This is a genomic window from Maribacter litoralis (assembly GCF_003075045.1).
Classification (GTDB): Bacteria; Bacteroidota; Bacteroidia; order Flavobacteriales; family Flavobacteriaceae; genus Maribacter; species Maribacter litoralis.
Genome location: NZ_QCZD01000004.1, coordinates 76,751 through 103,004, shown reverse-complemented (window position 1 = coordinate 103,004; position 26,254 = coordinate 76,751). Strand labels below are relative to the sequence as shown.

Annotated in this window: 25 protein-coding genes; 7 read left to right on the top strand and 18 right to left on the bottom strand. The window is 37.0% G+C overall.

The genetic code is table 11. The features are described 5' to 3' along the window. Positions 1-48: 48 nt before the first annotated feature. The gene (locus DCS95_RS16120) at positions 49-513 is read left to right on the top strand and encodes a CBS domain-containing protein (RefSeq protein WP_116771824.1); all 465 of its coding nucleotides are present in this window, start codon (positions 49-51) and stop codon (positions 511-513) included. A gap of 191 nt (positions 514-704) precedes the next feature. On the opposite strand, the gene DCS95_RS16115 is transcribed toward DCS95_RS16120, so the two are convergent. From DCS95_RS16115 to DCS95_RS16095, 5 genes are read right to left on the bottom strand one after another with little or no spacing between them, the layout of a single operon-like run. Next, a complete protein-coding gene (locus tag DCS95_RS16115) occupies positions 705-1,055 on the bottom strand; it encodes a hypothetical protein (RefSeq protein WP_116771823.1) in 351 nt (116 codons plus the stop codon). Next, on the bottom strand, positions 1,052-1,543 hold the full coding sequence (locus tag DCS95_RS16110; RefSeq protein ID WP_116771822.1) for a DUF6265 family protein: 492 nt from the start codon (positions 1,541-1,543) through the stop codon (positions 1,052-1,054). Before DCS95_RS16110 ends, DCS95_RS16115 begins: the two co-directional genes overlap by 4 nt. Before the next feature lie 51 nt (positions 1,544-1,594). After that, entirely contained in the window at positions 1,595-1,975 is a 381-nt protein-coding gene (gene gloA2 / locus DCS95_RS16105; RefSeq protein WP_208630767.1) for an SMU1112c/YaeR family gloxylase I-like metalloprotein, read from the bottom strand. Positions 1,976-2,013: 38 nt separating this feature from the next. Next, positions 2,014-2,574, bottom strand: a complete 561-nt coding sequence (locus DCS95_RS16100; RefSeq protein WP_116771820.1) for a nuclear transport factor 2-like protein — start codon at positions 2,572-2,574, stop codon at positions 2,014-2,016. Between the two features lie 6 nt (positions 2,575-2,580). Then, positions 2,581-2,799 carry a DUF6500 family protein gene (locus DCS95_RS16095; protein ID WP_116771974.1) on the bottom strand — a complete coding sequence of 73 codons (219 nt, stop codon included), beginning with the start codon at positions 2,797-2,799 and terminating at the stop codon, positions 2,581-2,583. Between the two features lie 235 nt (positions 2,800-3,034). Here DCS95_RS16095 and DCS95_RS16090 point away from each other — a divergent pair, with 235 nt between their 5' ends. Next, positions 3,035-4,309 carry a PQQ-dependent sugar dehydrogenase gene (locus DCS95_RS16090; RefSeq protein WP_116771819.1) on the top strand — a complete coding sequence of 425 codons (1,275 nt, stop codon included), beginning with the start codon at positions 3,035-3,037 and terminating at the stop codon, positions 4,307-4,309. 64 nt (positions 4,310-4,373) lie between these two features. Here DCS95_RS16090 and DCS95_RS16085 read toward each other — a convergent pair whose 3' ends face one another. Together DCS95_RS16085 and DCS95_RS16080 are read right to left on the bottom strand one after the other, a co-directional pair. After that, positions 4,374-4,946, bottom strand: coding sequence for a pentapeptide repeat-containing protein (locus tag DCS95_RS16085; RefSeq protein ID WP_116771818.1), 573 nt, complete (start codon positions 4,944-4,946; stop codon positions 4,374-4,376). A 7-nt stretch (positions 4,947-4,953) separates the two neighbouring features. Then, the gene (locus DCS95_RS16080) at positions 4,954-8,109 is read right to left on the bottom strand and encodes a WD40/YVTN/BNR-like repeat-containing protein (protein WP_116771817.1); all 3,156 of its coding nucleotides are present in this window, start codon (positions 8,107-8,109) and stop codon (positions 4,954-4,956) included. A gap of 202 nt (positions 8,110-8,311) precedes the next feature. Between DCS95_RS16080 and DCS95_RS16075 the strand changes: the two genes are divergently transcribed. Next, positions 8,312-10,900 (top strand): cyclic nucleotide-binding domain-containing protein, encoded by a 2,589-nt coding sequence (locus DCS95_RS16075; protein WP_116771816.1) that lies wholly within the window; start codon positions 8,312-8,314, stop codon positions 10,898-10,900. A 6-nt stretch (positions 10,901-10,906) separates the two neighbouring features. On the opposite strand, the gene DCS95_RS16070 is transcribed toward DCS95_RS16075, so the two are convergent. The 8 genes from DCS95_RS16070 to DCS95_RS16035 all read right to left on the bottom strand — a co-directional run bounded on the left by DCS95_RS16070 (position 10,907) and on the right by DCS95_RS16035 (position 18,365). Next, the gene (locus DCS95_RS16070) at positions 10,907-12,454 is read right to left on the bottom strand and encodes a M20/M25/M40 family metallo-hydrolase (protein ID WP_116771815.1); all 1,548 of its coding nucleotides are present in this window, start codon (positions 12,452-12,454) and stop codon (positions 10,907-10,909) included. A 63-nt stretch (positions 12,455-12,517) separates the two neighbouring features. Beyond that, complete coding sequence (locus DCS95_RS16065; protein ID WP_116771814.1) at positions 12,518-12,952, bottom strand: SRPBCC family protein; 435 nt, start codon at positions 12,950-12,952, stop codon at positions 12,518-12,520. Positions 12,953-12,964: 12 nt separating this feature from the next. Next, entirely contained in the window at positions 12,965-13,930 is a 966-nt protein-coding gene (locus DCS95_RS16060; RefSeq protein WP_116771813.1) for a 2-hydroxyacid dehydrogenase, read from the bottom strand. Continuing rightward, positions 13,923-14,417, bottom strand: a complete 495-nt coding sequence (locus tag DCS95_RS16055) for a VOC family protein (RefSeq protein WP_116771812.1) — start codon at positions 14,415-14,417, stop codon at positions 13,923-13,925. The genes DCS95_RS16060 and DCS95_RS16055 overlap by 8 nt, the downstream gene beginning before the upstream one ends. A gap of 3 nt (positions 14,418-14,420) precedes the next feature. Beyond that, positions 14,421-15,584 carry a mandelate racemase/muconate lactonizing enzyme family protein gene (locus tag DCS95_RS16050; RefSeq protein WP_116771811.1) on the bottom strand — a complete coding sequence of 388 codons (1,164 nt, stop codon included), beginning with the start codon at positions 15,582-15,584 and terminating at the stop codon, positions 14,421-14,423. Then, positions 15,584-16,468 (bottom strand): sugar phosphate isomerase/epimerase family protein, encoded by an 885-nt coding sequence (locus tag DCS95_RS16045; protein WP_116771810.1) that lies wholly within the window; start codon positions 16,466-16,468, stop codon positions 15,584-15,586. Before DCS95_RS16045 ends, DCS95_RS16050 begins: the two co-directional genes overlap by 1 nt. Before the next feature lie 54 nt (positions 16,469-16,522). Then, on the bottom strand, positions 16,523-16,819 hold the full coding sequence (locus tag DCS95_RS16040; RefSeq protein ID WP_116771809.1) for a GNAT family N-acetyltransferase: 297 nt from the start codon (positions 16,817-16,819) through the stop codon (positions 16,523-16,525). A gap of 142 nt (positions 16,820-16,961) precedes the next feature. Then, entirely contained in the window at positions 16,962-18,365 is a 1,404-nt protein-coding gene (locus tag DCS95_RS16035) for a purple acid phosphatase family protein (RefSeq protein ID WP_116771808.1), read from the bottom strand. Between the two features lie 201 nt (positions 18,366-18,566). Between DCS95_RS16035 and DCS95_RS16030 the strand changes: the two genes are divergently transcribed. Then, on the top strand, positions 18,567-19,193 hold the full coding sequence (locus DCS95_RS16030) for a hypothetical protein (RefSeq protein WP_116771807.1): 627 nt from the start codon (positions 18,567-18,569) through the stop codon (positions 19,191-19,193). Here the strand turns inward: DCS95_RS16030 and DCS95_RS16025 are convergent. Then, entirely contained in the window at positions 19,186-20,712 is a 1,527-nt protein-coding gene (locus DCS95_RS16025) for a sensor histidine kinase (RefSeq protein ID WP_116771806.1), read from the bottom strand. The two genes, DCS95_RS16030 and DCS95_RS16025, sit on opposite strands and share 8 nt — an antisense overlap. A gap of 292 nt (positions 20,713-21,004) precedes the next feature. On the opposite strand from DCS95_RS16025, the gene DCS95_RS16020 reads away from it, so the two are divergent. From DCS95_RS16020 to recQ, 3 genes are all read left to right on the top strand, one after another. Continuing rightward, on the top strand, positions 21,005-21,691 hold the full coding sequence (locus tag DCS95_RS16020; RefSeq protein WP_116771805.1) for a GNAT family N-acetyltransferase: 687 nt from the start codon (positions 21,005-21,007) through the stop codon (positions 21,689-21,691). A 188-nt stretch (positions 21,692-21,879) separates the two neighbouring features. Then, on the top strand, positions 21,880-22,212 hold the full coding sequence (locus DCS95_RS16015; RefSeq protein WP_116771804.1) for a single-stranded DNA-binding protein: 333 nt from the start codon (positions 21,880-21,882) through the stop codon (positions 22,210-22,212). Between the two features lie 143 nt (positions 22,213-22,355). Continuing rightward, on the top strand, positions 22,356-24,440 hold the full coding sequence (recQ, locus tag DCS95_RS16010; protein WP_116771803.1) for a DNA helicase RecQ: 2,085 nt from the start codon (positions 22,356-22,358) through the stop codon (positions 24,438-24,440). Here recQ and DCS95_RS16005 read toward each other — a convergent pair. Continuing rightward, on the bottom strand, positions 24,437-25,270 hold the full coding sequence (locus tag DCS95_RS16005; protein ID WP_116771802.1) for a phosphatase PAP2 family protein: 834 nt from the start codon (positions 25,268-25,270) through the stop codon (positions 24,437-24,439). The two genes, recQ and DCS95_RS16005, sit on opposite strands and share 4 nt — an antisense overlap. Before the next feature lie 78 nt (positions 25,271-25,348). Further along, positions 25,349-26,251 carry a histone deacetylase family protein gene (locus tag DCS95_RS16000; RefSeq protein ID WP_116771801.1) on the bottom strand — a complete coding sequence of 301 codons (903 nt, stop codon included), beginning with the start codon at positions 26,249-26,251 and terminating at the stop codon, positions 25,349-25,351. Positions 26,252-26,254: the final 3 nt, after the last annotated feature.

Below are 26,254 nucleotides of genomic sequence, written 5' to 3'. Positions count from 1 at the left end.
TCTCATTTTATTTACTATCTTTAGTAATCAACCTCTAAACATACTATCATGGGAATCAAAAGCTTTCAAGGCGTTAGAAAGGTATTTAAAAAAGAATTTGAAGCTCCAATTTTGGTAGCTGATTACATGACCACTAAGTTAATCACTTTTTCGCCAGATGATTCAATTTTAGACGTAATGGAGAAATTTGCCAAGCATCGTATTTCTGGTGGACCTGTTTTAGACAGTAATGGGTTTTTAGTAGGAATCATCTCTGAGGCAGATTGTATGAAACAAATTTCTGAAAGTAGATATTTTAATCAGCCAATTTTAGATAAAAGCGTTGAAAAATTTATGACCAAAACGGTGGAAACAATTCCTCATGATATTTCTATTTTTGATGCTGCGGGTATTTTTGCACAACACAATAGAAGAAGATTACCTGTTATGCGAAACGATATTTTAGTGGGACAAATTAGTAGAAAAGACATTGTTATCGCCGCCCTGAAACTAAGCGGACATAATTGGAAATAGATATTGCTAAGAATGGAGTTGCAAGGTATACGGTGAAAAGTAAAAAGTAAGAAGTTAATTAATAAAAAAGTCTCCTTTCAAGGAGACTTTTTTATGCCTTTATACAGCCAACAGCCAACAGCCAACAGCCAACAGCCAACAGCCAACAGCCAACAGCCAACAGCCAACAGCCAACAGCCAACAGCCAACAGCTATTCGCGTTTTACGATCATGTAATAGTCATTGTCGAGTGGTAAGTATCCTAAGTCATAAAGAAAATAATAGGTGGTACCTTTTTTTGTGGTATATAGGTTGGTGACATAGTTAAAGTCAAACCCCTTATCGATCAAACGGGTGCCGGTAGTTTTTGTTTTACCATCCTTTAAATGGAAACTATCAAGAACACGGTAGTTTTTACGTAACCTATTGTTGATATTACGTATTAACTGCTTGCTAGCAGGGTTCACTTTGTTGTTGTAAATATTACGGCAATGATCATTACAGAATTTTTTATCTATTCTGCCAAAAACTTCAGAACCGCATTCTAAACATTCTCTTTTCATTGCCTATGGTAGTTGAATGTTATTTCATTAGAAGTGCCTTCCTCTTCGCTGACTTCCACATACATATTTATTTCGGTATCGGAAATACGCTCAATGGTGAAATCATCAAAGTAAAATTTATTTTCTTCGACTTTGACAAGTATAAAATCAACGGTTTCATCTTTTTGCTCCCAACCACCTAAATCACCATCAAAATGTTTTAGCTGTAGCAATAATGTGCCATCCATCTCAATTATATGACCAAATTCATAAAAACTTACAGCGCCTTTATCGATGAGGCGGAAAGAAAACATCATGGTGCCATCTGTGGGCGGACTCCAAATTTCTTCGGCTATACCTCCAAAGGCTTCTCCTTTCCAGTGGCCAGCTAACCATTCTAAATCAATGAGGTTTGCATCGGGACTCGCCATACCTTCTTCGTAGGAGATGGTGTTTTGTGCTTGTAAAACACAAGTTGCAGAAAAAAGAAAAAGCAATAAATATTTCATGTACTGGTATTTGTAACAAGATACAAATTAAACGTTTACAAACGCTTCTGCTTATTTTTCATAAAACTCTATGGGTAAATCGTCTGGATCTGCAATAAATGTAAATCGCTTATTGGTAAACTCATCGACCCTTATTGGCTCTGCAATGATATTATTCTTTTTACAATGTATTATAATTTTTTCCAAATCATCTACCTCAAAAGCCAAATGACGTAACCCACATGACTCTGGTCTAGAAGGTCTTTTTGGCGGATTGGGGAAAGAAAATAACTCTATAATATAATCTCCGTTTAAAGCTAAATCTAATTTATACGACTGCCGTTCTTCCCGATACACTTCACGAATTATTTCCAAGCCTAAAATAGTGGTATAGAATTTTTTGGAAATTTCGTAATCTGAGCAAATGATAGCGGTATGGTGTACTTTGTTCATTACTTTAATGCCTTAAGGTTGATGTGATTTTTGAATTTCTAGTTTCCCTTTTTCTCAAACAACTCAATCGCTTTCAAATAATTCATTGCTCCCGTCATTGTCATATCATTTACAAAACCATCTAGTTCTGGGTGATTAACTTTTATCCAATCAACTAAAGAATCTTTCTCTTGATTCCATGCTGTCCAATTAACATCAATGTAATCTAACTCTTCAAGTTTTGTTATTTTGCCTGTTACAAAAGAGACTTTAATGTGCAGTTTTAACGGATTATTCTTTAAAAATCCATTACGGATATTCTTTTGTGTGATAGTTGCGATAATATCATTGTTGTCTTCAGACAATTGAAGTATTTCATATGTCGGTTCAAATATGGAGTCCCATTTATAGAATTCCTTAAAACTTGTTTTGTTGAAAGGCATTACAAAATCTCCGGAAACTAATGTGATGCTATCATGAATTACAGCTTTTATCTTGTTGAAGTCGCCAGAATCAAAAGCATTATAATATGTAGAGACAGTCTCTTTACGGCTTAACTTCTTGGTGCCGCATGCGATGAATAAACTTAGTACTATTAGAATAATTAAGGTATTTCTCATTATTTTTTAGCTTAACGATTTTACCATTTCCTTAATTTTTACCGCTTTTTCAAAATGGTCCAATTTGTTTTCTAAAATCCACCATTGGGCTACTTCCATTAAAAGCTCAGGATTGTCATTCTTATTTTTAAAAAATGCATAGAAAGATACCCCTACGTTTTCACCTTTTGCCGCAATTTTAGTATCACAAACCTTAATGATTTTTGCTTTTATTTCTTTATTCATCATTTAGTATTGATGTAGAAAGGTACTTATTTAAATTTTAGCTTCAAATCAACCTAATTTTATACTGATTTAAACCTGATGATGTTGACCTGAAAAAGTTGAATTTTATCTGTTTACATTGTATAAATAGGGGTTTTTCAGAATTTTCATGGTTATCTGTTAAAGTATTTATAAACAGGTATTTATGATTTAATTTTTCGCTCCGTTGCTATAATTTTGAGAGCAAACCCTTATTATGAAAACAATTCTACATCTACTTGTTTCAACAACATTATTCGTTGGTTGTAACAGTAAAAAGAGTGTATCTGAAAATACAAAAGAGAAATGGAAAAATACTGGAATTACAGTTGTGGAAACTGCTGTTGGACCTTTAGAATTAGTGCCTCCTTATGCTTCTGAATCGGTTACTAAAAACAGTAAAATTATTGCTTGGCCACCAAATAAATTGCCAAAGGCACCAGAGGGGTTTGAAGTAATGAAATTTGCAGAAAACCTAGAGCACCCAAGGTGGACATATGTGGCACCTAATAATGATATTTTTGTGGCGGAATCTAATACCAAAAACAGCGCCGATAGAATTACGTTGTTACGGGATAATGATATGGATGGTGTTGTTGATGAACGTCATGTGTTCAAAGAAGGACTCAACCAAAACTTAGGTATGTTGGTACTAGACGGGTTCTTTTATATCGCTAATACAGACGGACTCTACAGATTCGCCTATGAAGAAGGGCAAAATACCCTTGAGGGAGAAGGCGAAAAAATTGTAGCATTATCTGCTAGTGGCTATAATAATCATTGGACACGTAATGTGATAGCGAACAAAGAAGGCAATAAATTATACATCTCTGTAGGGTCTGCAAGTAATGTAGGGGAACAGGGTATGGATAAAGAAAAAAGACGTGCTGCTATTTTAGAAGTAAACACAGAAGGTACCGATGAAGTTATATATGCAAGTGGTATTCGAAATCCTGTGGGAATGGATTGGAACCCGGTTACAGGTGAGTTATGGACGGCAGTGAACGAACGTGATAAAATTGGCAATAATCTAGTGCCCGATTACCTTACCAGCGTTAAAAAAGGTGGTTGGTACGGATGGCCTTATAGCTATTATGGAAATATAAATGATCCAAGATGGGAAGATGACCCACATCAAAATCTTGTAGATATGGCAATTGTGCCAGATGTTCCATTGGGTAGTCATACAGCTTCTTTAGGGCTTACTTTTTATACTGACTCACAGTTTCCTGAGGAGTATAAGAACGGTGCCTTTGTTGGTCAACATGGTTCATGGAACCGAGCGGAATTTGCCGGGTACAAAGTGGTATTTGTTCCTTTTCAAGACGGGAAACCTAAAAAGCCCGTTGATTTTTTAACTGGTTTTATTGCAGATGAAGAAGCAGGAGAAGTTTACGGTCGCCCAGTTGGTGTAACTGTTGCTCCAGATGGGTCCTTATTAGTAAACGATGATGATGGTGGTGTCATTTGGAGGGTTTTTGCGATTGAATAGTTTTAAAACCCAAGGTCTGTAAAAAAGATAATACCGGCAGAGTAGTCTCTGTCGGTATTATTTTTTATTTCAAAATCTTCAATTTGTGTTTTTGTAATAACCCCGATAAATTATCTTTTGAAAAGATGGCTCCTGCCATAGTGTTATTGTCCGGATCTATACTGAAATTTAATGCGGTACTTAAATCTGCTTTTTCAAGATTGGTTCTTGAGAAAATAGCACGTTCTAAATCACACTCATCAAACTTCGATTTACTTAAATCACAATCGCCAAAATCTACTTCTTCCATTTTGCAAGACATGAAGACTTGACCCACTAGCTTTAAATCAGTAAAAATGGAGAAACTTAAATTGCAGTCAAAAAAAGAAAAATCCATCAAAAAAGTATTACAGGTATTAAAAGCAATACCTATAAGTTTGCAATGCGAAAATTTCACCTCCTTAAAGGTCGTATTTACAATATTCGCATTACTTAAATTACAATCTATAAACTCACACTCTAAAAAGGTTTGGTTGTCAAGGTATCCTTTAGAAAAATCGCAACTTACAAAGGTGCAATTCTCATATTCGGCTCTAGGTAACCGGTCTTCTGTATACTTTTGTCCTTTAAAAGTTTGATCTAGTATTAATTTCTCCAACTCCGTTTTAGTTTTGTTTTTGCGGTAATATAATTGCAGGAATGTTCAGACTTTGAAACATAGTATTATATGCTTTCATTTCAGTATTGATAATGGTATTATGCTCTGTTTTAAAAGTGTTCCAAGTAGCCAATAGATCTCGTAATCTTTCTTTGGCGCCTGCCGTAACCTTGGGTTCCGTTACATCTATATATCCTCTCAAATTCAATAATTGAGCATTTAGTTTATTTTCAAAATTAATAACATCTTGAAAGGTTTTTTGATTGGGTTGAATAAGATTCTCTTCCCAAGCGGTAATACGTTTGATCAATGAATCGCCCTGTTTCAATAGCGCTTCAGCTTTTAAGTTATCTTCAAGTAATTGGCTATACTGTTTTAATTGTGATTTTGCCGATTGCATATCATTTACCGCATTATGTATTTCAACTACGGTAGACTCTATGGTTTTTAACATATTTTGTTGCTCTTCATAGTCTGCCATATTAGCCTTAACCTTTGGCAGCGGTAAAATGGTTACCATGGTTTCTGCCGTTTGATCGCCTAAAGTTAACCTTAGCTTATAATCACCAGGCCCAACAGTAGAACCATCTAATCCCCCAAGTACAAAAACCTTATCTACCGCAGGCAATGGGTCTCTTTTAAAATCCCAGGTAAAACGGTTGTATCCTTTTTTTGAAGCTAAAAGTGCTGGTTTTGATGGTCCGCCTGGCCAAGAACTGAATTTTTTGTCTTTTTGGTTGGTTATGGTTCTAATTACCTCACCGTCCTTTAGTACTTCTAATTTTAACTCTGTGCTGTCTTGCGCTTCACTTAGGTAATAATCAAAAGTAACTCCGCTCTTCGGATTACTGCCTAGTCCGGATACGGGCTTTTCGCTATATCCTCCTATAAATAAATACGTGTCTTTTGGTTTAAAAACATTTAATGCTTGTTTTGGTGTGGTCGCATTTTGCAATGCTGCTAAATCATCTAAAATCCAGAATGCACGACCGGCAGTTGCCGCTACCAAATCATTATCTTGAATGATAAGGTCGTTAATAGGTGTCAAGGGTAAGTTTAGTTGTAAAGGTTGCCAATGCATACCATCATCCAAAGAAATAAACAAGCCTGTTTCCGTGCCTGCATAAAGTAGTCCTTTCACTTTTTTATCTTCACGAACCACTCGGGTAAAGGTATTGTCGCCCGTTATACCGTTAGTAATTTTAGTCCATGTTGCTCCGTAGTCCGTAGTCTTGTAAATGTAGTTATCAAAATCCATCGATTTGTAGCGCATTAATACTATATAGGCAGTGGCAGGATCATGCGGAGATACTTCAATGCTATTAATGATACCGTCTTTAGCGCCTAGGGGAGTAACATTGGTCCAATTTTCACCACCATCTTTGGATATATGTACCAGCCCATCGTCACTACCTGACCAAATTACGCCTTCTTCATGTGGAGACTCGGTTAAATAGGTAAGTGTGTTGTAGATTTCCCCACCTGCGGCTTCATTGGTAAACGGTCTGCCACCAAGTCCGTGCTTATCTTTTTCGTTTCGGGTCAAATCCGGACTAATAACCGACCAGCTTTGACCTTCATCCGTAGATTTAAACACAACGTTACCACCATGGTAAATGGTTTTTCTATCGTGTGGCGATGAAATAATGGGGGCATTCCAATTATAGCGATACTTTGCATTTTCGGGAGATATACTTAAACCCAGTTCTGGGTATTCCTTTATGGGTTTAGATTCTTTGGTGTCCGCATCCCATTTATCAATATTACCTTGGTAGGTACCGCCATAAATTAATTTTGGATTATCTGGGTCAAAAGCTAAAAAAGCACTTTCACCACCGGCAACGGCATACCAATCTTTCCAGTCTATACCACGGTCATTTGTTCTAGAGGCAATTGCAACGGTAGAATTATCTTGCTGACCGCCATAGACATTATAAGGCACCAAATTATCTGTAATTACCCTGTAGAACTGTGCCGTATTTTGATTCTCTTGCGTACTCCAGCTTTTACCTCCATTATTCGAAACATTAGAACCACCATCGTTAGAATTCACCATGCGTTGGTTGTTTAATGGATCAATCCATAAATCGTGGTTGTCACCATGTGGCGTAGGTAACGGTGTAAATGTTCTACCGCCATCTATAGATTTGGTTACCGGGGCATTAAGCACATACACAATATCTTCATTTTGAGTGTCAGCAAAAATTTCCATGTAATACCAAGAGCGGGCAATGTTTATTCTGTCTTTGTTGATAAGCGTCCATTTTTTACCGGCATCGTCAGAACGGTATACACCGCCTTTTTCTCCTTCCGCCTCGATTACTGCGAAAACACGTTCTGGGTTGGCTCTAGATACAGAAATACCTATTTTACCCATTTCTTTGGGTAAGCCCTCGGTTAATTGCTGCCATGTTTCACCACTGTCGGTAGATTTGTAGATGCCCGAGTTTTTACCGCCAGATTCCATCGTCCATGGAAAACGCCTGTGTTGCCACATAGCTGCATATAAAATGGTGGGGTTGGTCATATCCATCGTAAGACCAGATGCTCCGGTATTAGTATCTACAAAAAGTACGTTTTTCCATGATTCGCCACCATCTACAGATTTATAGATACCTCTTTCAGAAGATGCACCGTATTGCGCCCCTTGTGCCGAAACAAAAATAATATTTGGGTTGGTTGGGTCTATGATGATATCAGAAATATGCCTGGTTTTGTCAAGACCCATATGCTTCCAGGTTTTTCCAGCATCGGTAGATTTGTATACACCGTCTCCCATTGAGGTCATTACACCACGGGCAGCATGTTCGCCCATACCTGCAATTACAATATTAGGGTTGCTTTCCGATACAGAAATGGCACCAACTGTCGCGGTTTTTAAAAATCCGTCAGAAATATTCTTCCAAGTAATTCCGTCATCCGTAGTTTTCCATATTCCGCCACCAACGGTTCCCATATAGTATACCATGGGTTGCCCAACCACACCGGTTGAAGCTACACTTCTTCCACCTCTGAACGGACCAATATTTCGCCATTTTAACCCTGTGAAAAGCGAGTCTTTTATTGTGATGGCGGGTTCGGCTATTTTGTTTTTTCTACGTTGAGATTGCATGGCTACCGGTGCCATAATAATAAGCACGAGCAGAAGTCTGATGGTTTTCATGGTGTGGTCTAATTTGTTGTTGAATAGGGAAGATAACAAAAGCCTTTGTAAAAAGATAGCCGGCAAATTAAATTTGGTAATTCTAATTTTAAGGGTGTAAATTTTATGGTTTTAACCAATATCAATTTCTTAAAATGACAAATTGGTTTTAATGTATGCCGGGTTTCTTTTTTCGATTTAATCTAGTTAAGTTAGAAGGCGCATGACACACCAAACTAGACTTTTAAGACAAGAAATACATACTGAAAAACTAAAGGAATATTTTCCTGACGGAGTAATAAAAACATACCAAAAGGGATATGCTATTAGTTACATTCATAAGAAAGTAAACACCTTTAGGTGGCTTATAGAAGGGAGTATTAATTACTATATTTCATTGGATAGCCCAGAGAGCGATATTTTGGTCTGCCAAAATTCAGAACCATTTTCAACTATAGGCTTAAATGGCTTTAATACACCTAAACGTTTTACCTATAAAGCCACGGTAGCTTCTACAAAAGCGACCTTTTTTGAAATTCCGTTCAAAGAGCTTGATGCATACTTGAAAAAAGGGCATCAGAACGTATTATTAAAAAATATTGGTGCCAAATTATATCATGTATTACGTACCGCATTATTAAAACAAACGGAGTTGCTGAGTCCGGTAAGGTTTCAACCTTTCGTAGAGGATCGTCAATTCTTTATCTCTCCCGTATCGGAGCAAGAAGAAATCGTTTCATTGATGCGGCGTTCCCCGTTTTTAGATTATTTTGAAGAGAAAAGTTTGATGGCATTGGCTGCTTTGGCAGAGCGGCGCGAGTATGAACCCGATGAGGTGTTGTATGTGCAAGATGGTTCCAGTAACGGATTGTTCATTCTTATTCATGGGGAAGTGACCATTAAAAGAATTGAAAACACCATTGAAATTAAACAACGCTCTATTAAAAATTCAGGATTTGTTTTCGGATGGTCTTGTTTACTGAAGGAGAAAGATATTTGTTCTGCAATTACCAATACAAAAACATCTGCCTATTTTATACCCGAGTGCGATCTAATGAAATTGTTCCAGAAAGATGATGCTTTCGAAGGTCAATTTTATCAACGGTTACTCTGGCTTATGGGTAATCAACTCAATGCAGCTTTTGTTAGATATGTTGGGTTGTTGGGTAAACATAGCTTACAGGCGGTTTATCAATTGATCAAAAATAATAAGTCACGCTTATTATTGTCCTCGCCATTGCACCAAGTACCGCATCTTTTAAAAAGTATGACGACCAAGCAACTTGCTTATGATGCTCTTTTAAGATTATTGAAAAACGGTACGGCATTAGAAAGGCATATAGCCTCATTAAGTTTAGAATTGTTGGGTGAGGATCAAAAGGAGCACGAATTTGTGAGCGGACTACAGCAGATTTATGAAAATGTTGCAGAAAAGAACAGTGAAGATGTAGAACAGAACAGAAAGGTTTGTGCAGAACTGACAACAAAGGTCTTTAAAAACGTACCGTACATTATTGAAGGTTGGGAAAATCTACCGGAGAATACCGGGAATGTTTTTATTTATAACCATCTTATAAATGACCCACATTATACTTTAAACAATAATTTTCAAATTACCCTAGATTCCCATTTTTTAAGTGCTATGGTGCTCTATAAGAAATATGATGAGCCAGGTATTAGAACGGTGAGAATAGGGCAGGGGCAAGAATACGGACACCAAAATTATTACAACAACCTAGGTTATATAAATGTATATACAAAGGAGTCTGAACAAACTACAAGCAATAAGAAAGAACAAGCCCGTAGCATATTTTATAGTGAGGCTACTAAACACCTGAAACAGAACTATAATTTGATCATAAGTCCTGAAGGCACATCATATAGAACAGAAGAGTCTCCCGGACCTTTTAAAATGGGAGCATTTAAATTAGCCTTGCATACCGAGCCAGAACCTTATATAGTACCGATAGTTATGGTCAATTTTGATCAAAGAATTGGCAAAAATTTGTATTACTGCGTTATTAAAGAACCTTTTTTATTGAGCGATAAGGTGCCTTCTAAAAGTAATACGGATTTGTTCGCGTTTATGGAGCAATATCAAAAACAGTATTCGGGCTACGTAAAGCAAGCCATTGAGAGGGCAGAACAATTGAATGTCTCCTCCTCAGGAACCGATAATCTTGAGGATCCACCTGCTATTTGGTGCAATGAGATAAAACGACTTAAAAGACGGGTTTCCAAATTGCCTACGCAAGAAAATCTAATTGCCTTTTACGGTAGTTCTTCAGTGCGATTGTGGGTAAATATGAAACGTGATCTTAGTCCGTTCAATGTGGTGAACCTAGGTTTTGGAGGGTCAACTTTTGCATGGTGTATTCATTACTTCGATGAGATCTTTACCGAAGCGAATCCGTCTAAAATTGTGCTTTATGCAGGTGAAAACGATCTTAATGATGGTAAAACACCTCAAGAAGTACTTTCAGGATGTATGGAATTGGTAGAGTTGATCAAAAATAAGTATCCAGAGGTAGAATTGGCATTGATTAGCCTTAAACCAAGTGTAGAGCGTGAAGCTTTAATTCCGTTGATCATGGAGACCAATTTAATGTTGTCCAAGTATTTTATTTCAGAACTTAATGCGCAGTACATAAACGTGTTTGCACAAATGATAACTACCGATAATAGACCGATACCAGAATTATACCTTTCTGACGGTTTGCATTTAAATAAGCAAGCCTATGCACTGTGGAGTACTGCTATTAAAAAAGCATTACAAGCAGCGGATAGCCTTGAACTTGAAAATCAAATGTAGATTTATTTAGTCTTGACCACCTTTTCGTTGTGGCTTTCTAGGTGTTGGCCATTCTCCTTTTTTACCAGACCTAGGATTGATGCCCAAAACCGCTTTTTCACGAGATGTTTTTTCTGGGTCTTCACAAGCCATGTAAGTAAGAATTGCAGTTAGTATGGCATTGTTTCGTACATCATCGAAAACAATTTTGTCATACGTATCTAAATTGGTATGCCATGTATAATTCCAATAATCCCAACTAAGAGAACTTAGCGAAAATGCAGGTGCACCGGCAGCTACGAATGAGGCATAGTCAGACCCACCTCTACCAGGTGAACCGGGGAATGTAGTCTCTATTTCATTTTTATAGGTTTCAGGTACAGCTTCTAACCATCGACCTAAATAATCGTATGCATGAAGAAACCCTTGTCCCGACAAACGCACAACGCGACCCGTACCGTTATCTTGGTTAAAAAGGGCTTGAACTCCGTCCACAATTTCTGGATGATCTTCAACAAAAGAGCTAGAACCGTTTAAGCCTTGTTCTTCGCTTCCCCAATGCCCAACTAAAATGGTTCTTTTTGGGTTTGGATATACTTTTTTCAGAATACGTGCGGCTTCTAGCATGGTAATGGTACCTGTACCATTATCGGTTGCTCCTGTGCCGCCATCCCAAGAATCGAAATGGGCAGAAAGTATTACATATTCATCGGGGAACTCGGTTCCCGGTATGGTGGCTATGGTATTAAAAGTTGGCACAACACCTAGGTCTTTTGATTCCGCTACAATTTTTATTTTGGTGTCCTCACCGTGTTCTACCATTCTGTACAACATTCCGTAGTCCTCCAAAGAAATATCTACTGCGGGAATTTTTTCGGTACCGGCACTGAAAATTTTATTGGCACCAAAACCTTCAGACCATCGCGATTGAGCAATACCTACTGCACCCGCTTTTTCAAATGCGGCATTGATGTTTCTACTGGTGTACCCTGTGTTTCGAATATTTTGCCTCCAAATTTTCTCTAAGGAATCGCGTTCGGTTTTCATTTTTTCGAAGGAGGCTTTTGTTGCATATTCTTCCCAGTTTTCATCTGGTCTTCCCGTAGGTTGCAACATACTCACCATTACTATTTTTCCTTTTACATTAGGAAGCCATTTTACAAATGACAATGAATCTGTAAAACTTGGTAGTGTAATTAATGAGGCTGTAACCCCTTTTGAGCTAGTACCGGGGTTCCATGCCAATTGAGTAGCGTGCAATGATGCTACACGAGGCGAAACCATATCTACATGGGTAATTCCTCTTTGCCATCCTTTCCACGTTCCCCATTGTTGGTTCTCGGCAGTAATTCCCCATTTTTTGTAGGTGTTGACCGCCCAGTCATGGGCACTTTTCATTTCTGGTGTGCCCACCAATCGTGGTCCGTTCAGGTCCATTAATTCGTATGCCAATTGCTCTAATTGGGAGTTTTCAATGCCTTCTTTTTCAATGGCTTTGACAATGTCTTCCGTAGTTTGGGAAAACATAAACGTGGTGCATAACAAGTATGCACTAATGAGTAGTACTTTTTTCATGTTCAAGTTAGTTTGTTCCTTGTACTAAGGTACTAATTTAATGACGGATGTACGATGTTAAAACTATCTGGTCGCTAAGAATTTGACTAAGCTTTCTTTAATTAAATACTCCCAGCCAGAAACACCACTTTCTCTTTTGAATTCGGGGATGTCTGTCGGGAAATCTTTTATGATTTTACTGGTAACCGTAAGCAGTGTCTGATGTGCTTTTTTAGAAAGTTCAAAGGTAGAGATACTCTCGCCCGGGTATTCGTCGAACGTCCACCGATAACTAATTTTTGTGGGGAATTCCACTTCCGTAATAAGCCAATTGTGGGTGAAATTTCGTCCTTCATTGGTTATTAAAAAACGGGTCTGAAAAGATGCTTCCGGCTTAAAATCGGGAATTGCCTCAAAATACCATTGTTGCATTTGTTCCACATCTGTCAATGCTTCCCATACTTGTTCCATGGAAGCGTTAAAAAGCTGAGTAACGATTATGGGTTCATTGTTTTTCATGAGGCTGTCCTTTTAGCTGTTATCCAGTTCTTTTTTATTGAAAACACAATTTTCCATAGGTGCTTTATTACGTAAAATTGCCAAGGTATTTTTAACCGTCATGGTGCACATTTTAGTATATGTGGTTTTGGTTAAACTACCTAAATGTGCAGTGATCAGTACGTTTTTTAATTGCAGTAATGGGTCATTTTTTGCGGGTGGTTCTTCTATAAGAACATCGGCTGCGAAACCTGCTATTTTTTTATTTTGCAAGGCTTGGAGCAACTCCTTTTGGTCTATGATCCCCCCTCTGGCAGTATTGATCAATAACGCATTGGTTTTCATTTTTGAAAAGGCAGCCGCATCAATTAGCTTTTCTGTTTTAGAGGTCAAGGGTAAGTGAAGACTTATACTATCCGATGTTTTTAAAAGCGTATCCAAATCGACAAGAGTATAGGGGACATCTTCTTTTTTTGAACTCCAGTAAATAACGTTCATACCTAAGGCTGAAGCAATTTTCGCTACTTTTTTACCAATATTTCCCATACCGACAATCCCCAAAGTTTTGCCGTGGGTTTCATCGCCTACATACGAGCCTCGGTCTTGCCATCTGTTTTCTTTGACCATGGTTACGGCATTGTATAAATTACGTTGGAGCATCAATAAAAGAGCAATGGTATGTTCAGCAATGGTATCGGCATTGGAATTTGGGGCGTTCACTACTTTAATTCCTCTTTTCGTAGCGCTTGATACATCAATATTATCCAAACCAACACCACAACGGGATATAACTTTTAAATTAGGCAATTGTGCCATAAACGAATCACGTACCTGACCTTTTCCCCGTGTAATAATGGCATCTATCGAGTAATTCTGAATCTGGCTGGTTACCGAGGTTTCATCAAACCCTGTTAAAATATTCATATCCGAAGCTTCCTCCAACATGCTCATGGCATCTTCGGCAACGGTTTCCAATAAAAGAATGTTCTTTTTATTCATCGGATTTATGATAAAGGGTAGCATCTTTAGATTTATATCCACGGAAGTCATTTCTTCCCGAGACATAAATACCTTCTTTAAATAATTCGTCTTCAAATATTTTTGGGTCGATATAATCCCCGGGAACAGAAGAAAGTTCAATTAAATTTCCCGATGGGTCACGCACAAACATTTGTATGGCTCCGTCCGGTAATTGACGCACATTGCCCCATGGCTTTATATCAATTACTCCAAGTTCTTTCATTCTAAAAAATAGTGTATTGATATCATCTACCTGCACACATATATGACCTCTAAATGAATAGGCATCTTCCCATTCCGTCAAATGTAATTGCTGTTCTTCGTTGAATTTGAAAAATGCGGTAGGGTAGTCAAAAAGAAATGCGGGAATAGCCTCTAACCCCAATTCTTCTTCATAAAATTTACAAGCTTCCTCTAGGTTGCTTACAACCAATGCAACGTGATTAATATGTACTGCCTTTGCCATGATCTATTGTTTAAAATCGTTTACAAAATCCCAATTAGGGGTCAAGCCCAATCCCGGCTTATCAGGTGCAGTGAGCATTCCCTCGTTATCTACGGTAATATGCTCCTCAACCAAATCATACATCATAGGGTTGCCACCTAACGAAAACTCTATTACATTGGCAGGAGGAGAAGCAAAAGCCACTGAAAGTCCCGCCATAAAAGAAAATGCAGAACCCCAACAATGCGGAGCCAATTCTAACTGATAGGTATGTGCCAATTGCGATACGCGCATAGCTTCGGTGATACCACCAATGATAGCACAATCTGGTTGCAATACATCTAAGGCGCGTTCTGCAATTAAATCGCGAACGTCAAAAGCGGTGTATTCACTTTCACCGGCGGCAATGGGTATAAAGGTATTGGCACGTACTTCTGCGGTGCCTATTTTATTATCTGGACTGATAGGTTCTTCAAACCAATATAGGTTACAGTCTTCAACGCCTTTTGTAAATTGCTTGGCTTCGGGCACACTGAAAGTACCGTGGGCATCGGTCATTAATTTTATGTGATCGGGCAAGGCTTCACGGGCTGCCTTTACACGTTTAATACTTTCGGCAACGGTTTGATCCATAATACCAACGCGCATTTTTACTCCGCCAAATCCTTTTTCGGTATACCCCAACAACTGTTCGCCAATGGTATCGGCTTTTGCCCAGCCACCACTGGCATATGCCGGCATTTTATCGCGACAGCTTCCACCCAATAATTCTACCACGGGTGCACCCAATGCTTTTCCTTTAATGTCCCAAAGAGCAGTGTCGATACCGCTCATGGCAGAAATAGTCAATCCCCTTCTTCCTAAAATCGGAAATTTACGTCCTCTAGAGAGTGAATAATGATCTCTTGTGCCATTGTATACATGTTCCCAAATTCGAGAAATATTACGGGCATCTTTACCAATTAACTGTGGTTTTAGTTCATTTTCTATGCAACTTACAATTGATGCGCAAGACCCAGACGAACCTACTGCAGCTTTTGCCTCGCCAAAACCCTGTAACCCGGTATCTGTAGTTACTACGACCAAGGTCATGTCAAAATTGGTCAATAGACCGTAATCTGAGAAATGTTGTTTTTCTTTAGGGATAGGGCAGCGTAACCAAAAGGCTTCTATGTTGGTAATTTTCATTAAATAAGTTCTTTAAGGGTGTCAATTGATTTTTTGGTCAGCATGGTATAAAATTCATCGGTTACGGCAGAACTACCGTGGTCTTCCAAGAATTTTTTCTGTTCGGCAGTGAGTCCGTCAGGGTTTGTTTCTATGGAATTTGGATACCGGTTGGCAGGTGTTCTATCTAACGGGGAACAAAATTCAACCGACAGTACTTTGTCGTACTCGATTTCTTTAAGCGTAGAAATGATTTTAGACCAGTTTAAATGACCCATACCCGGAGCCATTCTATTATTATCGGCAACATGAAAATTAACCAAACGCTTGCCCACTTTTTTAATGGTGTCGAACATATTAGCTTCTTCTAGATTCATGTGAAAAGTATCTAGGCAAACCCCGCAATTTGGACCCACGGCTTCAGCAAGTGCCAACGCCTGTTCTCCTCTATTGATGAAATAGGTCTCAAATCTGTTGATAGGTTCAATGCCAATTTGCAACCCGTGGTCTTCGGTATATTTATAGATTTCCTGTATGCCTTCTACAGCCCATTCCCATTCTTCCTCTGGTCTTGCATCGGGTACAATTTTACCTACGGTTGCAGGAACCAACGAAATTACTTTTCCGCCCAATTCATACACCATTTTGGCAACATCCTTTACATATTGAACCGACATTTTTCGTTGTACCGGGTCTTTTGCAAGTAAATTACGTTGCTCTAGCATAAGGGTTACAGAGCCCCAACATTTAATTCCATAAAGATCAAAAAGCAACTGGGCTTTTTTAACGTCGTAATCCTCTGGGGTACCTTGTATTTCTATGTGCGTGTAATCTAATTTGTTGATTCTGCTGAGAGTATGCTCGAGCGATTCGGCACGCATCCAATTATGTATGGCTAATTCCATTGATCTGTATTATTGATTTGTTGTTGTTTTATATGATAGTTTGGTTTTCATAATTTAGTCTTCGAAATTACTGCCTTTAAGCACTAATTTGTTCCACTCTGGATGTCTTTTAATATAGGATGCTACAAAAGGACAAAGAGGTACTAAAATTAAGTTCTGTCTTTCTATATCTTCTAAAACTTTTAGGACAAGGGCAGAGCCTATTCCTTTACCAGCCATGGATTTTGGTACTTCGGTATGGGTAAGGTAAATTTTTTCTTTGGCTATGATATAATCAATGAAAGCTGTAGAATCATCAATTATTACTTCATATCTTTTCTTAGATTTTACATTCACCAAATTCAATTCCATCCCCAAAAAATTTTAGAAGTTTTAAGGTAATGAAAATTGTTTCTATAGAGGAATTTTGGTGAATTGAATTTTGTGAAATGAAGTAAAAATCGGCTTAGTTTAAATATGCCCTGCGTTTAAGTTTATATTTATATAAGAAGACTTATTCTTTTAAAAAATCTTTCTTTAAGCGTAAAAACAGTTCGTTTTCGCCATTTATGAGCTTTTTATTGCCTTTGTTATCTTTTTGCAATTCGAAGCTATCGTACAAACTGCCTAGAGGCGTAAATGCTTGGTACTTTATACTGTTGTCGTTTACGGTAATTACTTGAAATAATTGAGTAAACTCACCTCTACGTACCATCCACTCTTGATCTTGTGATTCGTACATTTTTGGTCCGCTGACCGATACGGTGTAAATGGTACCAACATCGGAAATTACTGTTTTACCGTTTTCTTCATTAGATTCATGACCTCTGGCATACGTGTGATCATGCCCCTGTAAGACCAAGTCAACTTTATATTTGTCGATTAATGGCTTCAAAGCTTCACGAAGTTCTGTGTTATCTCTACCTTTTGCAGTAGAGAAGATAGGTAGATGTAGAAATATGGTCGTCCATTTGCTCTCGTTTTTAGAAAGTACGCTTTCTAACCATGCTGTAGCTTCTTTTCGGGTATTAGGGTGTTCGTCAAAATGTTCGGCATCAAAAGAGATCAACTTCATATTTTGATATTCAATGCTGTAATATGTTTCCATGTTTTCAAACTCTGGTCCATTTTCCGGTAGGTTGAATTGTGGTGTCCATAGTTTTGAAAGTTGACCATTGCTATATTCGTGATTTCCTGGTGTCATAACACTTGGTACGGTAGCATGTATATATCCGCCGGCATAAAACCACTCGCCCCACTCCCTATTAGATTCACTGTGGTTGATCAAATCACCTGCGTGTAACATAAAATCAACATTTGGTACCATTTTATAAGATTTACGAATAACCCTAGACCACATTGATTTTACATCGTTTTGCGCGTCTCCGAAGTAAATAAAACTGAACGATTCATCCTTATTTTCATTCGGCATCTTAATTTGAAACCATTCGCTCCACGTACTTGCATTCGGTGCGCCATAACCCACACGATATACATAAGTTTTGCCAGGTTGTAAGTTATTGACCACGGCGGAGTGATAGGCTGCTTTTACTAAGGGTTCATTATCCCTTATATTTTCATTTTCAAAGATCTCAGTATTTGCCAATATGCTTTTTGCCACACCGGGTAATCGTAATTCTGGTCCATGGGTTTCTAAAGCTATTTCCACATATGCCGAATCTACAGATTGCTCGGTTCGCCAATTAACGGCAAAGCTATGTGAAGGGTCTGTGGTTAAGTTGATTATAATTCTATCTGGAACTTCGGATGGGAAGATTAATTTATGGTCTATGACATCTGAATAATTTTTGTAGTGGGTGTGACCATGGTCTTCGTCATTATTTGTTGTTTGAGAAATACCGGTTTGAAGACTAACTATAAATAGTACTAGTATTAAAGTGATTTTGTTGAAATTCATTGGTCATATAATAGGCACAGTAAAGATGATTGATTTATTACGATAAAAGGTTAAGAAATTGTTGCGTTTAGTTAAACAACGAGCTGAATGAACGTTTTAAACCGTCTGATACATTGTAGCTATTCGATGTAATGGCAGATTAATGAATACTTGCGGGTTTTAAATGTAATATTTAAAGGTTTTATTACGTTAAATAAGCTTATGAAATTATACGTAGTCTTTCTTTTGTTATTGGTGAATGTAAATTCATTTTCTCAAGACATTACAATGAATAAAGAAGTGAAAGAAATTGTTGAGCTAGGAAAAGATGCCATTGTAAAAATGGCGTTGGGAATGATCGATGAGGATGTAAGCGCTCAAAATTTTTCAAGAATAAAAGTGATGACCAATGGAGAAACAGTGCAAGTTTCTTTTAGAAATCCGATAAAATATCTGCCAGTGAACTCAGTTTTTTATTCTGATTTTGGAGTAGATGTGTTGAAGAATGTCATTAGCTATGGTAAGGTGTCAAATGAAAATTTTAATGCTGATGATAAAATTTCGCCGTATTATAAAACGGAAGAGATAGAAAACACTATTCAATTTGTAATAGAGTCAATCAATTCAAGTGATAACGTTGGGTCAATAGACATAGATGGTTTTGAAGATGATATGACCATTAAGGAGAGAAAGGACTATTATGATATTTTAGTGGTTTCTGAATTTCAGGAATCAACCTATAAAATATATAAAGAGTCAGGAAATGTTTTTGATGTAAATCATGCAACACTGATGCCTTCTCCAACTTTTGATAATGGTCAAGAAAAAGAATTTGTGGAAGTTAATTAGACAACATATCATCCAATTCATTTGAACTTAATTTGGGTGGTTCTTGCACGGTATTTTTAAATTGTAAAATAAATTCGGTTCCTTTATTAATTTCACTTTTACAGTGTATTATACCATCGTTCATTTCCACGAAATCTTTGGTGATCATTAAACCGAAACCAGTTCCTTTTTCGCCAATGGTACCTTTTCTAATTGTAGGACCATGATTGCTTTCGCTACTATTTTTCCAATCGGTATTCATTCCTAAGCCAAAATCTTTGACTTTAAGTTCTACTATATCGGAAGTGCATTGAGACGACAGGATTATTTTTTTGCCATTTTCACTGAATTTAATGGCATTTGATAAAAGGTTTCGTAAAATAACCTTTAGCATGTTTTGGTCAATAAATATGGTTTGGCACAAAATCTCTTGTTCTATAGAAATGTTTTTGTCTTTTGCTGCCCACTCAAATTCCTTTATAATAGCATTGAATACCTCATTTAAATTGCATTGTTCTTTACTGACTTTAACTCCGTCTATCTGTTTGTAAGACCAATCTAGCAAAGTGTTTACCATAGATACACGGTCGTTAACATCACTTTTTAGTTTTGCGGTAATTTGTTTTAAAGGAGTGTCAACCAGTTCATTTTCTATTAATCCGATTAAAACGCTAACATTGTTTAATGGTCCTCTTACATCATGTGTAAGCAATGAGAATATTTTGTTTTTTAGTTTGTTGACCGTCTCCAGTTCTTTGTTTTGAAATTCGAGTTCGGTTTTTGCCTGTTGTAGTTGTTTGGTTTGGCGATCAACTTCATATACTAGCCTATTATTTGCATCAAGCTGTATTCTTTTGTTGTCATCTACGATTGATTTGAACTTGAAGCCAATTAAGATAGAGAATAAAATTATTTGCAAGGTTACCAAAATAGAGGTAATTAATATTATATAGTCCGTTTTGATATTGAAAAAATAACTAAGTAACCAAGTAACAATATATAAAATAGAAGCTAAAAGATATGGAGTGTAGGAATAGAGATAATATTTGTTGAATTTTTCTGCATGGAATAATTTAATTCCAGAAATGATATTTAAGACCATAGTGGTCAAAGAAGTAATTGCAGCTATTAATTCTAATATTTTACTAAAAGAATTGAACCCAACAAGCATAGAATAAAGAATGTGTATAATGGGTAGTGTAATAGTAACGTACATTAATATTGTATAAGCTTTGTGTAAGCCAGGGCTGTTGTTCTGTGTGATGTTGAGATAAAATTTGGTAAAGATCAGAAACCCGAATGTAGTGATCATTGCCGTGGTCAACGAAGTGTTTTGTACCAGTTGAGAAAAGCTATTGTCGGCATCTAACAATAATAAGTAAAGTGACCAATGAGCCGTTACACCAATCAAAATAATGCAGTAGTAAAGTAATATTTTGAGTCTAAGAACCAGAAAAAGTAAAAGGTGATAAATTGCGAAAACACCGAATATTGCTGCAAAAACAAAAGTTTCAAGATATTTGTAATCGATTACGTTCATAGTTGCAAACGGTGTATAAGTTGATTTTTATAAGCCACAAATGCAACTTATGTTTATACTTGACCATAACATTGTTATGGGGAAATCAGATCATAGGTTTACAAAATCGATGGGGGATATGTAAGAGTATATTTTTCTTTTTTAATATATGAAAAAAAGTTCACTTATCTAGAAATAAGGATAATAGAATCGTTTAGTTTTCTATAAGATTCTATTTATGATATGATGAAATTGTGGTTTTAGATATTATTTATTTTATGCAACTTTACATTTTCCTGTTTATATGTATACAATGGCAAACTTAGAAGAACAACTAAAAAATCCCGTATGGTATTCCCTTACTGAAACCCATAGAAAGTTTGCCGTTGAATTTGACGGAGTACTTTTCTATGAACAGGAGGTATGTACATTTGGAGCTTTTTTTAATGAAGAAAAAACAACCAAAGCATCTAATGATTATCTAGAAACTACCGATAGTTTCTTCTTCGTTTCTGAAAATAAAACACCCTTAGTTGATGATGCCAACGTTTTTTTAGAGAAGAAAATAGATGGTTGCCAAATGGTTTTAAATGAGCTGCCAGATGTTGCTATAACCGAAGAGATAGTTTTGTTGGGCGATGAATATATTGATGAAATTTATAAATTAGTCTGGTTGGTAATGCCCGGTTATTACAGAAGAAAGACTTTTGAAATGGGTAATTATTACGGAATTTTTAAAGAAGGCAAATTAGTGTCAATTACGGGACAACGAATGCAAACCAATTTATTTATTGAGGTAAGTGCTGTAGTTACGCATCCCGATTATACTAGAAGGGGACTCGCCAAACAGCTTATTGCGCACTGTACAAAAGAAATTATAAAGGAGAAAAAGACACCAATTCTTCACACAAACAAAGGCAATGCTGCAATACCGCTTTACGAGAAATTAGGCTACGAATTGACTCGAGATATGAATTGGTGGTTATATCGATGTAAATAAAAGACTTATTTTTTATTTGTTAATCAATTGATATACAGTATTAAAAAAGTTTTTAAACGAATGCAAACGACAACAAATGATAGTAAACGTTTACAAACCGACTATAGTTTCAAAGCTGATATAGGTTTGCAGTGTCGAGTTACGGTAACTTGATAGTATGAACTGTTAAACCATTAAAAATTAGTAAGATGAACGCATTAAAAAACAAAGTACAGTTGATTGGAAATTTAGGGCAGGATCCAGAAATCGTAAACCTAGAAGGAGGAACCAAATTGGCAAAATTCTCTATTGCTACAACAGATAGTTACAAAAACGCCAATGGAGAAAAAGTAGACGATACACAATGGCATAATATTGTTGCTTGGGGTAAAACTGCCGAGATCGTAGAAAATTATTTAATTAAAGGAAAACAAGTAGCCATAGAAGGTAAATTGACCCACCGATCTTATGAAACAAAAGAAGGAGAAAAGAGATACATCACAGAAGTTAGATGTAATGAATTGTTGATGTTGGGGAAATAGGTTAACCTGTTTACAAAAGGAGGAACGATGAAGTAATCTGTTGATTTGGTACACGAATTCGACAGATTGCTTCTTATATGGCAAAGACGTAATAATGTGAAAACAGCTAGCAAAGACAATTCCAAATACTATTTTTGCATTACATGATTACAACAGAACAAGATTTACTTCCCATTTTAAAAAAACACTTTGGTTATGATTCTTTTAAGCCAAATCAATTGGCCATTATCGAAGATGCACTTCAGCATAAGGATGTACTGGCAATAATGCCAACTGGTGGTGGTAAGTCGCTTTGTTATCAACTGACTGCTTTAGCTTTAGAAGGAACTGCAATTGTGATTTCTCCCCTAATTGCTTTAATGAAGGATCAAGTAGATGTTCTAAAAGCTAATGGCATTGCAGCAGAATACTATAATAGTTCCCAGTCTGCAGAAACACAACAAGAGATTTTAAGAAAATTGGAACATGGGGAGTTGAAACTATTTTATGTTGCTCCAGAAAGTTTAGGATTTCTCAACGGAATTTTAGATAGGTTAAAAATTAGCTTGTTTGCCGTTGATGAGGCGCATTGTATTTCTTCATGGGGGCATGATTTTAGACCTGCATATACTCAGCTTGGCGGATTAAAAAGAAGATTTCCCAATATTCCGGTAATGGCACTGACGGCAACGGCCGATAAAACTACTCAAGATGATATCGTTGATCAATTAAGTATACCAAATGCAAAGCGTCACTTGGCTTCTTTTAATAGACCCAACCTGTACTTAGATGTAAAACCTGCCCAAGACCGTATAAAGCATATTTTAGATTTTCTGGATGAAAGACCTTTTGAAAGCGGAATCATCTACTGCCTAAGCCGTAAAAGTACGGAGTCCATCGCAGAGAAATTACGAAATGCGGGCTTTAAGGCGAAAGCATATCACGCAGGAATGTCATCAGAAGAGCGCTCATTGGTGCAGGAAGAATTCATTACCGATAAAGTGCCGATTATTGCTGCAACTATTGCCTTTGGTATGGGGATAGATAAAAGTAATGTACGTTGGGTTATTCACTACAATCTACCAAAAAATATAGAAGGTTATTACCAAGAAATTGGTCGTGGTGGTCGTGACGGACTTCCAGCGCACGCATTATTATTTTACAGTTTTGCCGATGTGGCACAGTTGCGCAGGTTTATTTCTCAAAGTGAAAATGCAGATGTAGAATATGCCAAATTAGAGCGTATGCAGCAGTTTGCCGAAGCATTAAGTTGTCGTAGAATTGCATTGTTGAATTATTTTGGGGAACAAGTAACCGAAGGTTGTGGCAACTGCGATATATGTTCCACACCACCAGCTTATTTTGATGCAACCTTACTTGCGCAGAAAATATGTTCTGGCGTTGCACGGTTAAAGGAGCGTGAGCCAATGGGTATGGTCATAGACGTTTTAAGAGGAGCACAAAACGCACAGGTTTTAGAAAAAGGTTATCAGCATATAAAAACCTTTGGAGTTGTAAAAGATGTCTCTTGGTTAGACTTACAGCAATATGTTATTCAGTTGTTGAATCAAGGAGTGTTGTATATTAACTTTAGGGAAGGAGCAAGGATTGGACTAACTCCTCAGGCTAAAGAAGTGTTGTTTTCAGGAAAGAATGTTCAACTTGCGGTATTGCAAAAGGAAACTGAAAAGAAAAAGGTTGCCGCCAAATCACTGGTTAGGAAGACAGATTTGTTTGAAAAGCTTAGGGTGCTTAGACAACAAATCGCAACTGAACAGAATGTACCGGCTTATGTGGTTTTTGGTGATGCCAGTCTAAAGGACATGGAAGCTAAACTTCCTAAAAATGAAACGGAGTTCATGGATGTTTCCGGGGTAGGGCAGGCTAAATTAGAAAAATATGCAGATGTATTTTTAGCGGAGATAAAAAAGCATATTGGTACAAAAAAATCGAAACGAAAAACTCATGATCAAACTTTTGATTTATTTAAAGATGGTTTAACGGTTTCTGAAATAGCGACACAAAGAAATCTATCTGAAAATACGATTTACGGGCATTTAATGAAAAAACATGCCGAAGGGGAGGAGCTCGATTTAAATCAGTTTGTAAGTGCCAATGAAATATCAAAAATAGAAGCGGCAAAATCCGAATTGACCAACGCTACCGGTTTAAAAGATTACTTCGAGTATTTTGAAGAAAAAATGCCGTATTGGAAAATTAAATTTGCACTGTATATGTTAGATGCTTAAAAATTTACGGTAACACCCATTTGTCCCGGTCCAAAATTTAGATTCCAACTAACCATCTTTTTTTGGTTGTTATATTTCTCATCATACTTTTTATCTAGATATTTATCTATGGACTCAACGGTTGCAATACTAATAGCGAATGCGAAAACCATATCACTTAACCAATGTTGCCCATCCCACACACGAGAAATACCTGGTATGGCACCTAAAGTATAGATACCGGCTTTTACCCACGGATTTTTAAATTGTTTTCCAATCGCATATGCATTAGTAAAAGCAAGCAATGCATGTCCTGAAGGAAATGAATGGAAATTTCTACTTGAATTAAATGGATCAAACGTGTCTTTGCCTAATTCAGCCAGCGGTCTCGCTCTACCCACTACCGATTTTAATACTTGTTGTAAAAGTCCTGCTGAGGTGGCAGATGATATCAGTAAAACCCCGGTTCTTCTTAATTTTTCGTTTTTGGTAATTAATCCTACGGCATATACTCCAGAAGTTGCCATATAGTTATTTGAAGGACTACCGTAAAACTCGCCATAATCTCTTATCAGCTCCGGAACACCCTCTCTATTGTTTCTAATAAACCTAGAAGTATCATCATCAGCTAAATATACCAATGCAGTACCTCCTACCACAGCACCAAATTGAGCCCATTCATTGCCTTCCCAATGCAATGGTCTTGTATATGAATGCCCAACACCTTGAAACATGGTGGCAATATCATATTTGAACATGTTCCATCTTGTTTCGGTAGAATCTTTGCTAGTGTCTTGCGCACTTAAAGAAATACACAAGGTTAAACCTAATAGGGTCATTAATTTGTTCATGGCGCAAATTTAAAGTGTTGGTTGTTTAGAATATAATCAAATTGGAACAATGTTTTGCCCTAAACGTTTTCAATAGGCTTAAAAATATAGATTTTGGGCTATTCTAAAGGTATTGGCATGTGCTTCAACAATAACTTTGATGTCTGGAGAATACCCGCCGCCCATACTACATTGTACTGGAATTTTAAAATTATGACATGTTTTTAGTACATATTCATCGCGTTTTTTACAACCCTCTATAGTCATACCCAAAGTACCTAATTTATCACTTTCAAGAATGTCAACACCACAGAGGTAAAAGATGAAATCTGGTTGAACGCTTTCAATTAGCTTAGGTAATTTCTCTTTAAGTATAGAAAGATATGTTTCATCAGTGGCTCCTTTTGGTAATGGAATATCTAGGTCTGACTTTTCTTTTTTAAACGGATAATTTCCTTCTCCATGCATGGAGAATGTAAATACGGCATCATCATTCTGAAATATTTCTGCAGTTCCGTTTCCTTGATGCACATCTAAATCGACAATTAGAATCTTCTTAGCAAGACCCTTGTTTAATAAATATCTAGCGCCGATTGCTTGGTCGTTTAACATGCAAAATGCTTCACCGTGGTCGCTATAGGCATGGTGGGTTCCGCCGGCTATATTCATTGCTATTCCATATTCTAAGGCAAAATCACATCCTTTTATCGTTCCATCGGCAATAATACGTTCTCGCTCTACTAAATCTTCTGAGAGGGGAAAGCCTATTTTTCGGGCCATTTTGGGCGAAATCATAATATTCAACAAATCATAGAAATACTCAGGGTCGTGAACAGCTACAATATGTTTGTCATTTGGTATTTCTGGCTCAAAGAAATTTTCTTCTGTACAGGTACCTTCATGAATCAATTGCTGTGGTAATAGCTCATATTTTTCCATAGGGAAACGATGCCCCTCTGGTAATGGATGTTTGTATATAGGGTGATAGGCGATTTTTAGCATCGA

Excerpts from the sequence above, each read along its gene's own strand:
- DCS95_RS16080 (WP_116771817.1), bottom strand. The coding sequence starts at position 8,109 with ATGAAAACCATCAGACTTCTGCTCGTGCTTATTATTATGGCACCGGTA.
- DCS95_RS16115 (WP_116771823.1), bottom strand. The coding sequence starts at position 1,055 with ATGAAAAGAGAATGTTTAGAATGCGGTTCTGAAGTTTTTGGCAGAATA.
- DCS95_RS16025 (WP_116771806.1), bottom strand. The coding sequence starts at position 20,712 with ATGAACGTAATCGATTACAAATATCTTGAAACTTTTGTTTTTGCAGCA.
- DCS95_RS16015 (WP_116771804.1), top strand. The coding sequence starts at position 21,880 with ATGAACGCATTAAAAAACAAAGTACAGTTGATTGGAAATTTAGGGCAG.
- DCS95_RS16040 (WP_116771809.1), bottom strand. The coding sequence starts at position 16,819 with ATGGAATTGAATTTGGTGAATGTAAAATCTAAGAAAAGATATGAAGTA.
- gloA2 (WP_208630767.1), bottom strand. The coding sequence starts at position 1,975 with ATGAACAAAGTACACCATACCGCTATCATTTGCTCAGATTACGAAATT.
- DCS95_RS16075 (WP_116771816.1), top strand. The coding sequence starts at position 8,312 with ATGACACACCAAACTAGACTTTTAAGACAAGAAATACATACTGAAAAA.
- recQ (WP_116771803.1), top strand. The coding sequence starts at position 22,356 with ATGATTACAACAGAACAAGATTTACTTCCCATTTTAAAAAAACACTTT.
- DCS95_RS16070 (WP_116771815.1), bottom strand. The coding sequence starts at position 12,454 with ATGAAAAAAGTACTACTCATTAGTGCATACTTGTTATGCACCACGTTT.
- DCS95_RS16045 (WP_116771810.1), bottom strand. The coding sequence starts at position 16,468 with ATGGAATTAGCCATACATAATTGGATGCGTGCCGAATCGCTCGAGCAT.
- DCS95_RS16030 (WP_116771807.1), top strand. The coding sequence starts at position 18,567 with ATGAAATTATACGTAGTCTTTCTTTTGTTATTGGTGAATGTAAATTCA.
- DCS95_RS16100 (WP_116771820.1), bottom strand. The coding sequence starts at position 2,574 with ATGAGAAATACCTTAATTATTCTAATAGTACTAAGTTTATTCATCGCA.
- DCS95_RS16035 (WP_116771808.1), bottom strand. The coding sequence starts at position 18,365 with ATGAATTTCAACAAAATCACTTTAATACTAGTACTATTTATAGTTAGT.
- DCS95_RS16120 (WP_116771824.1), top strand. The coding sequence starts at position 49 with ATGGGAATCAAAAGCTTTCAAGGCGTTAGAAAGGTATTTAAAAAAGAA.
- DCS95_RS16050 (WP_116771811.1), bottom strand. The coding sequence starts at position 15,584 with ATGAAAATTACCAACATAGAAGCCTTTTGGTTACGCTGCCCTATCCCT.
- DCS95_RS16005 (WP_116771802.1), bottom strand. The coding sequence starts at position 25,270 with ATGAACAAATTAATGACCCTATTAGGTTTAACCTTGTGTATTTCTTTA.
- DCS95_RS16110 (WP_116771822.1), bottom strand. The coding sequence starts at position 1,543 with ATGAAATATTTATTGCTTTTTCTTTTTTCTGCAACTTGTGTTTTACAA.
- DCS95_RS16055 (WP_116771812.1), bottom strand. The coding sequence starts at position 14,417 with ATGGCAAAGGCAGTACATATTAATCACGTTGCATTGGTTGTAAGCAAC.
- DCS95_RS16000 (WP_116771801.1), bottom strand. The coding sequence starts at position 26,251 with ATGCTAAAAATCGCCTATCACCCTATATACAAACATCCATTACCAGAG.
- DCS95_RS16060 (WP_116771813.1), bottom strand. The coding sequence starts at position 13,930 with ATGAATAAAAAGAACATTCTTTTATTGGAAACCGTTGCCGAAGATGCC.
- DCS95_RS16065 (WP_116771814.1), bottom strand. The coding sequence starts at position 12,952 with ATGAAAAACAATGAACCCATAATCGTTACTCAGCTTTTTAACGCTTCC.
- DCS95_RS16095 (WP_116771974.1), bottom strand. The coding sequence starts at position 2,799 with ATGAATAAAGAAATAAAAGCAAAAATCATTAAGGTTTGTGATACTAAA.
- DCS95_RS16020 (WP_116771805.1), top strand. The coding sequence starts at position 21,005 with ATGGCAAACTTAGAAGAACAACTAAAAAATCCCGTATGGTATTCCCTT.
- DCS95_RS16090 (WP_116771819.1), top strand. The coding sequence starts at position 3,035 with ATGAAAACAATTCTACATCTACTTGTTTCAACAACATTATTCGTTGGT.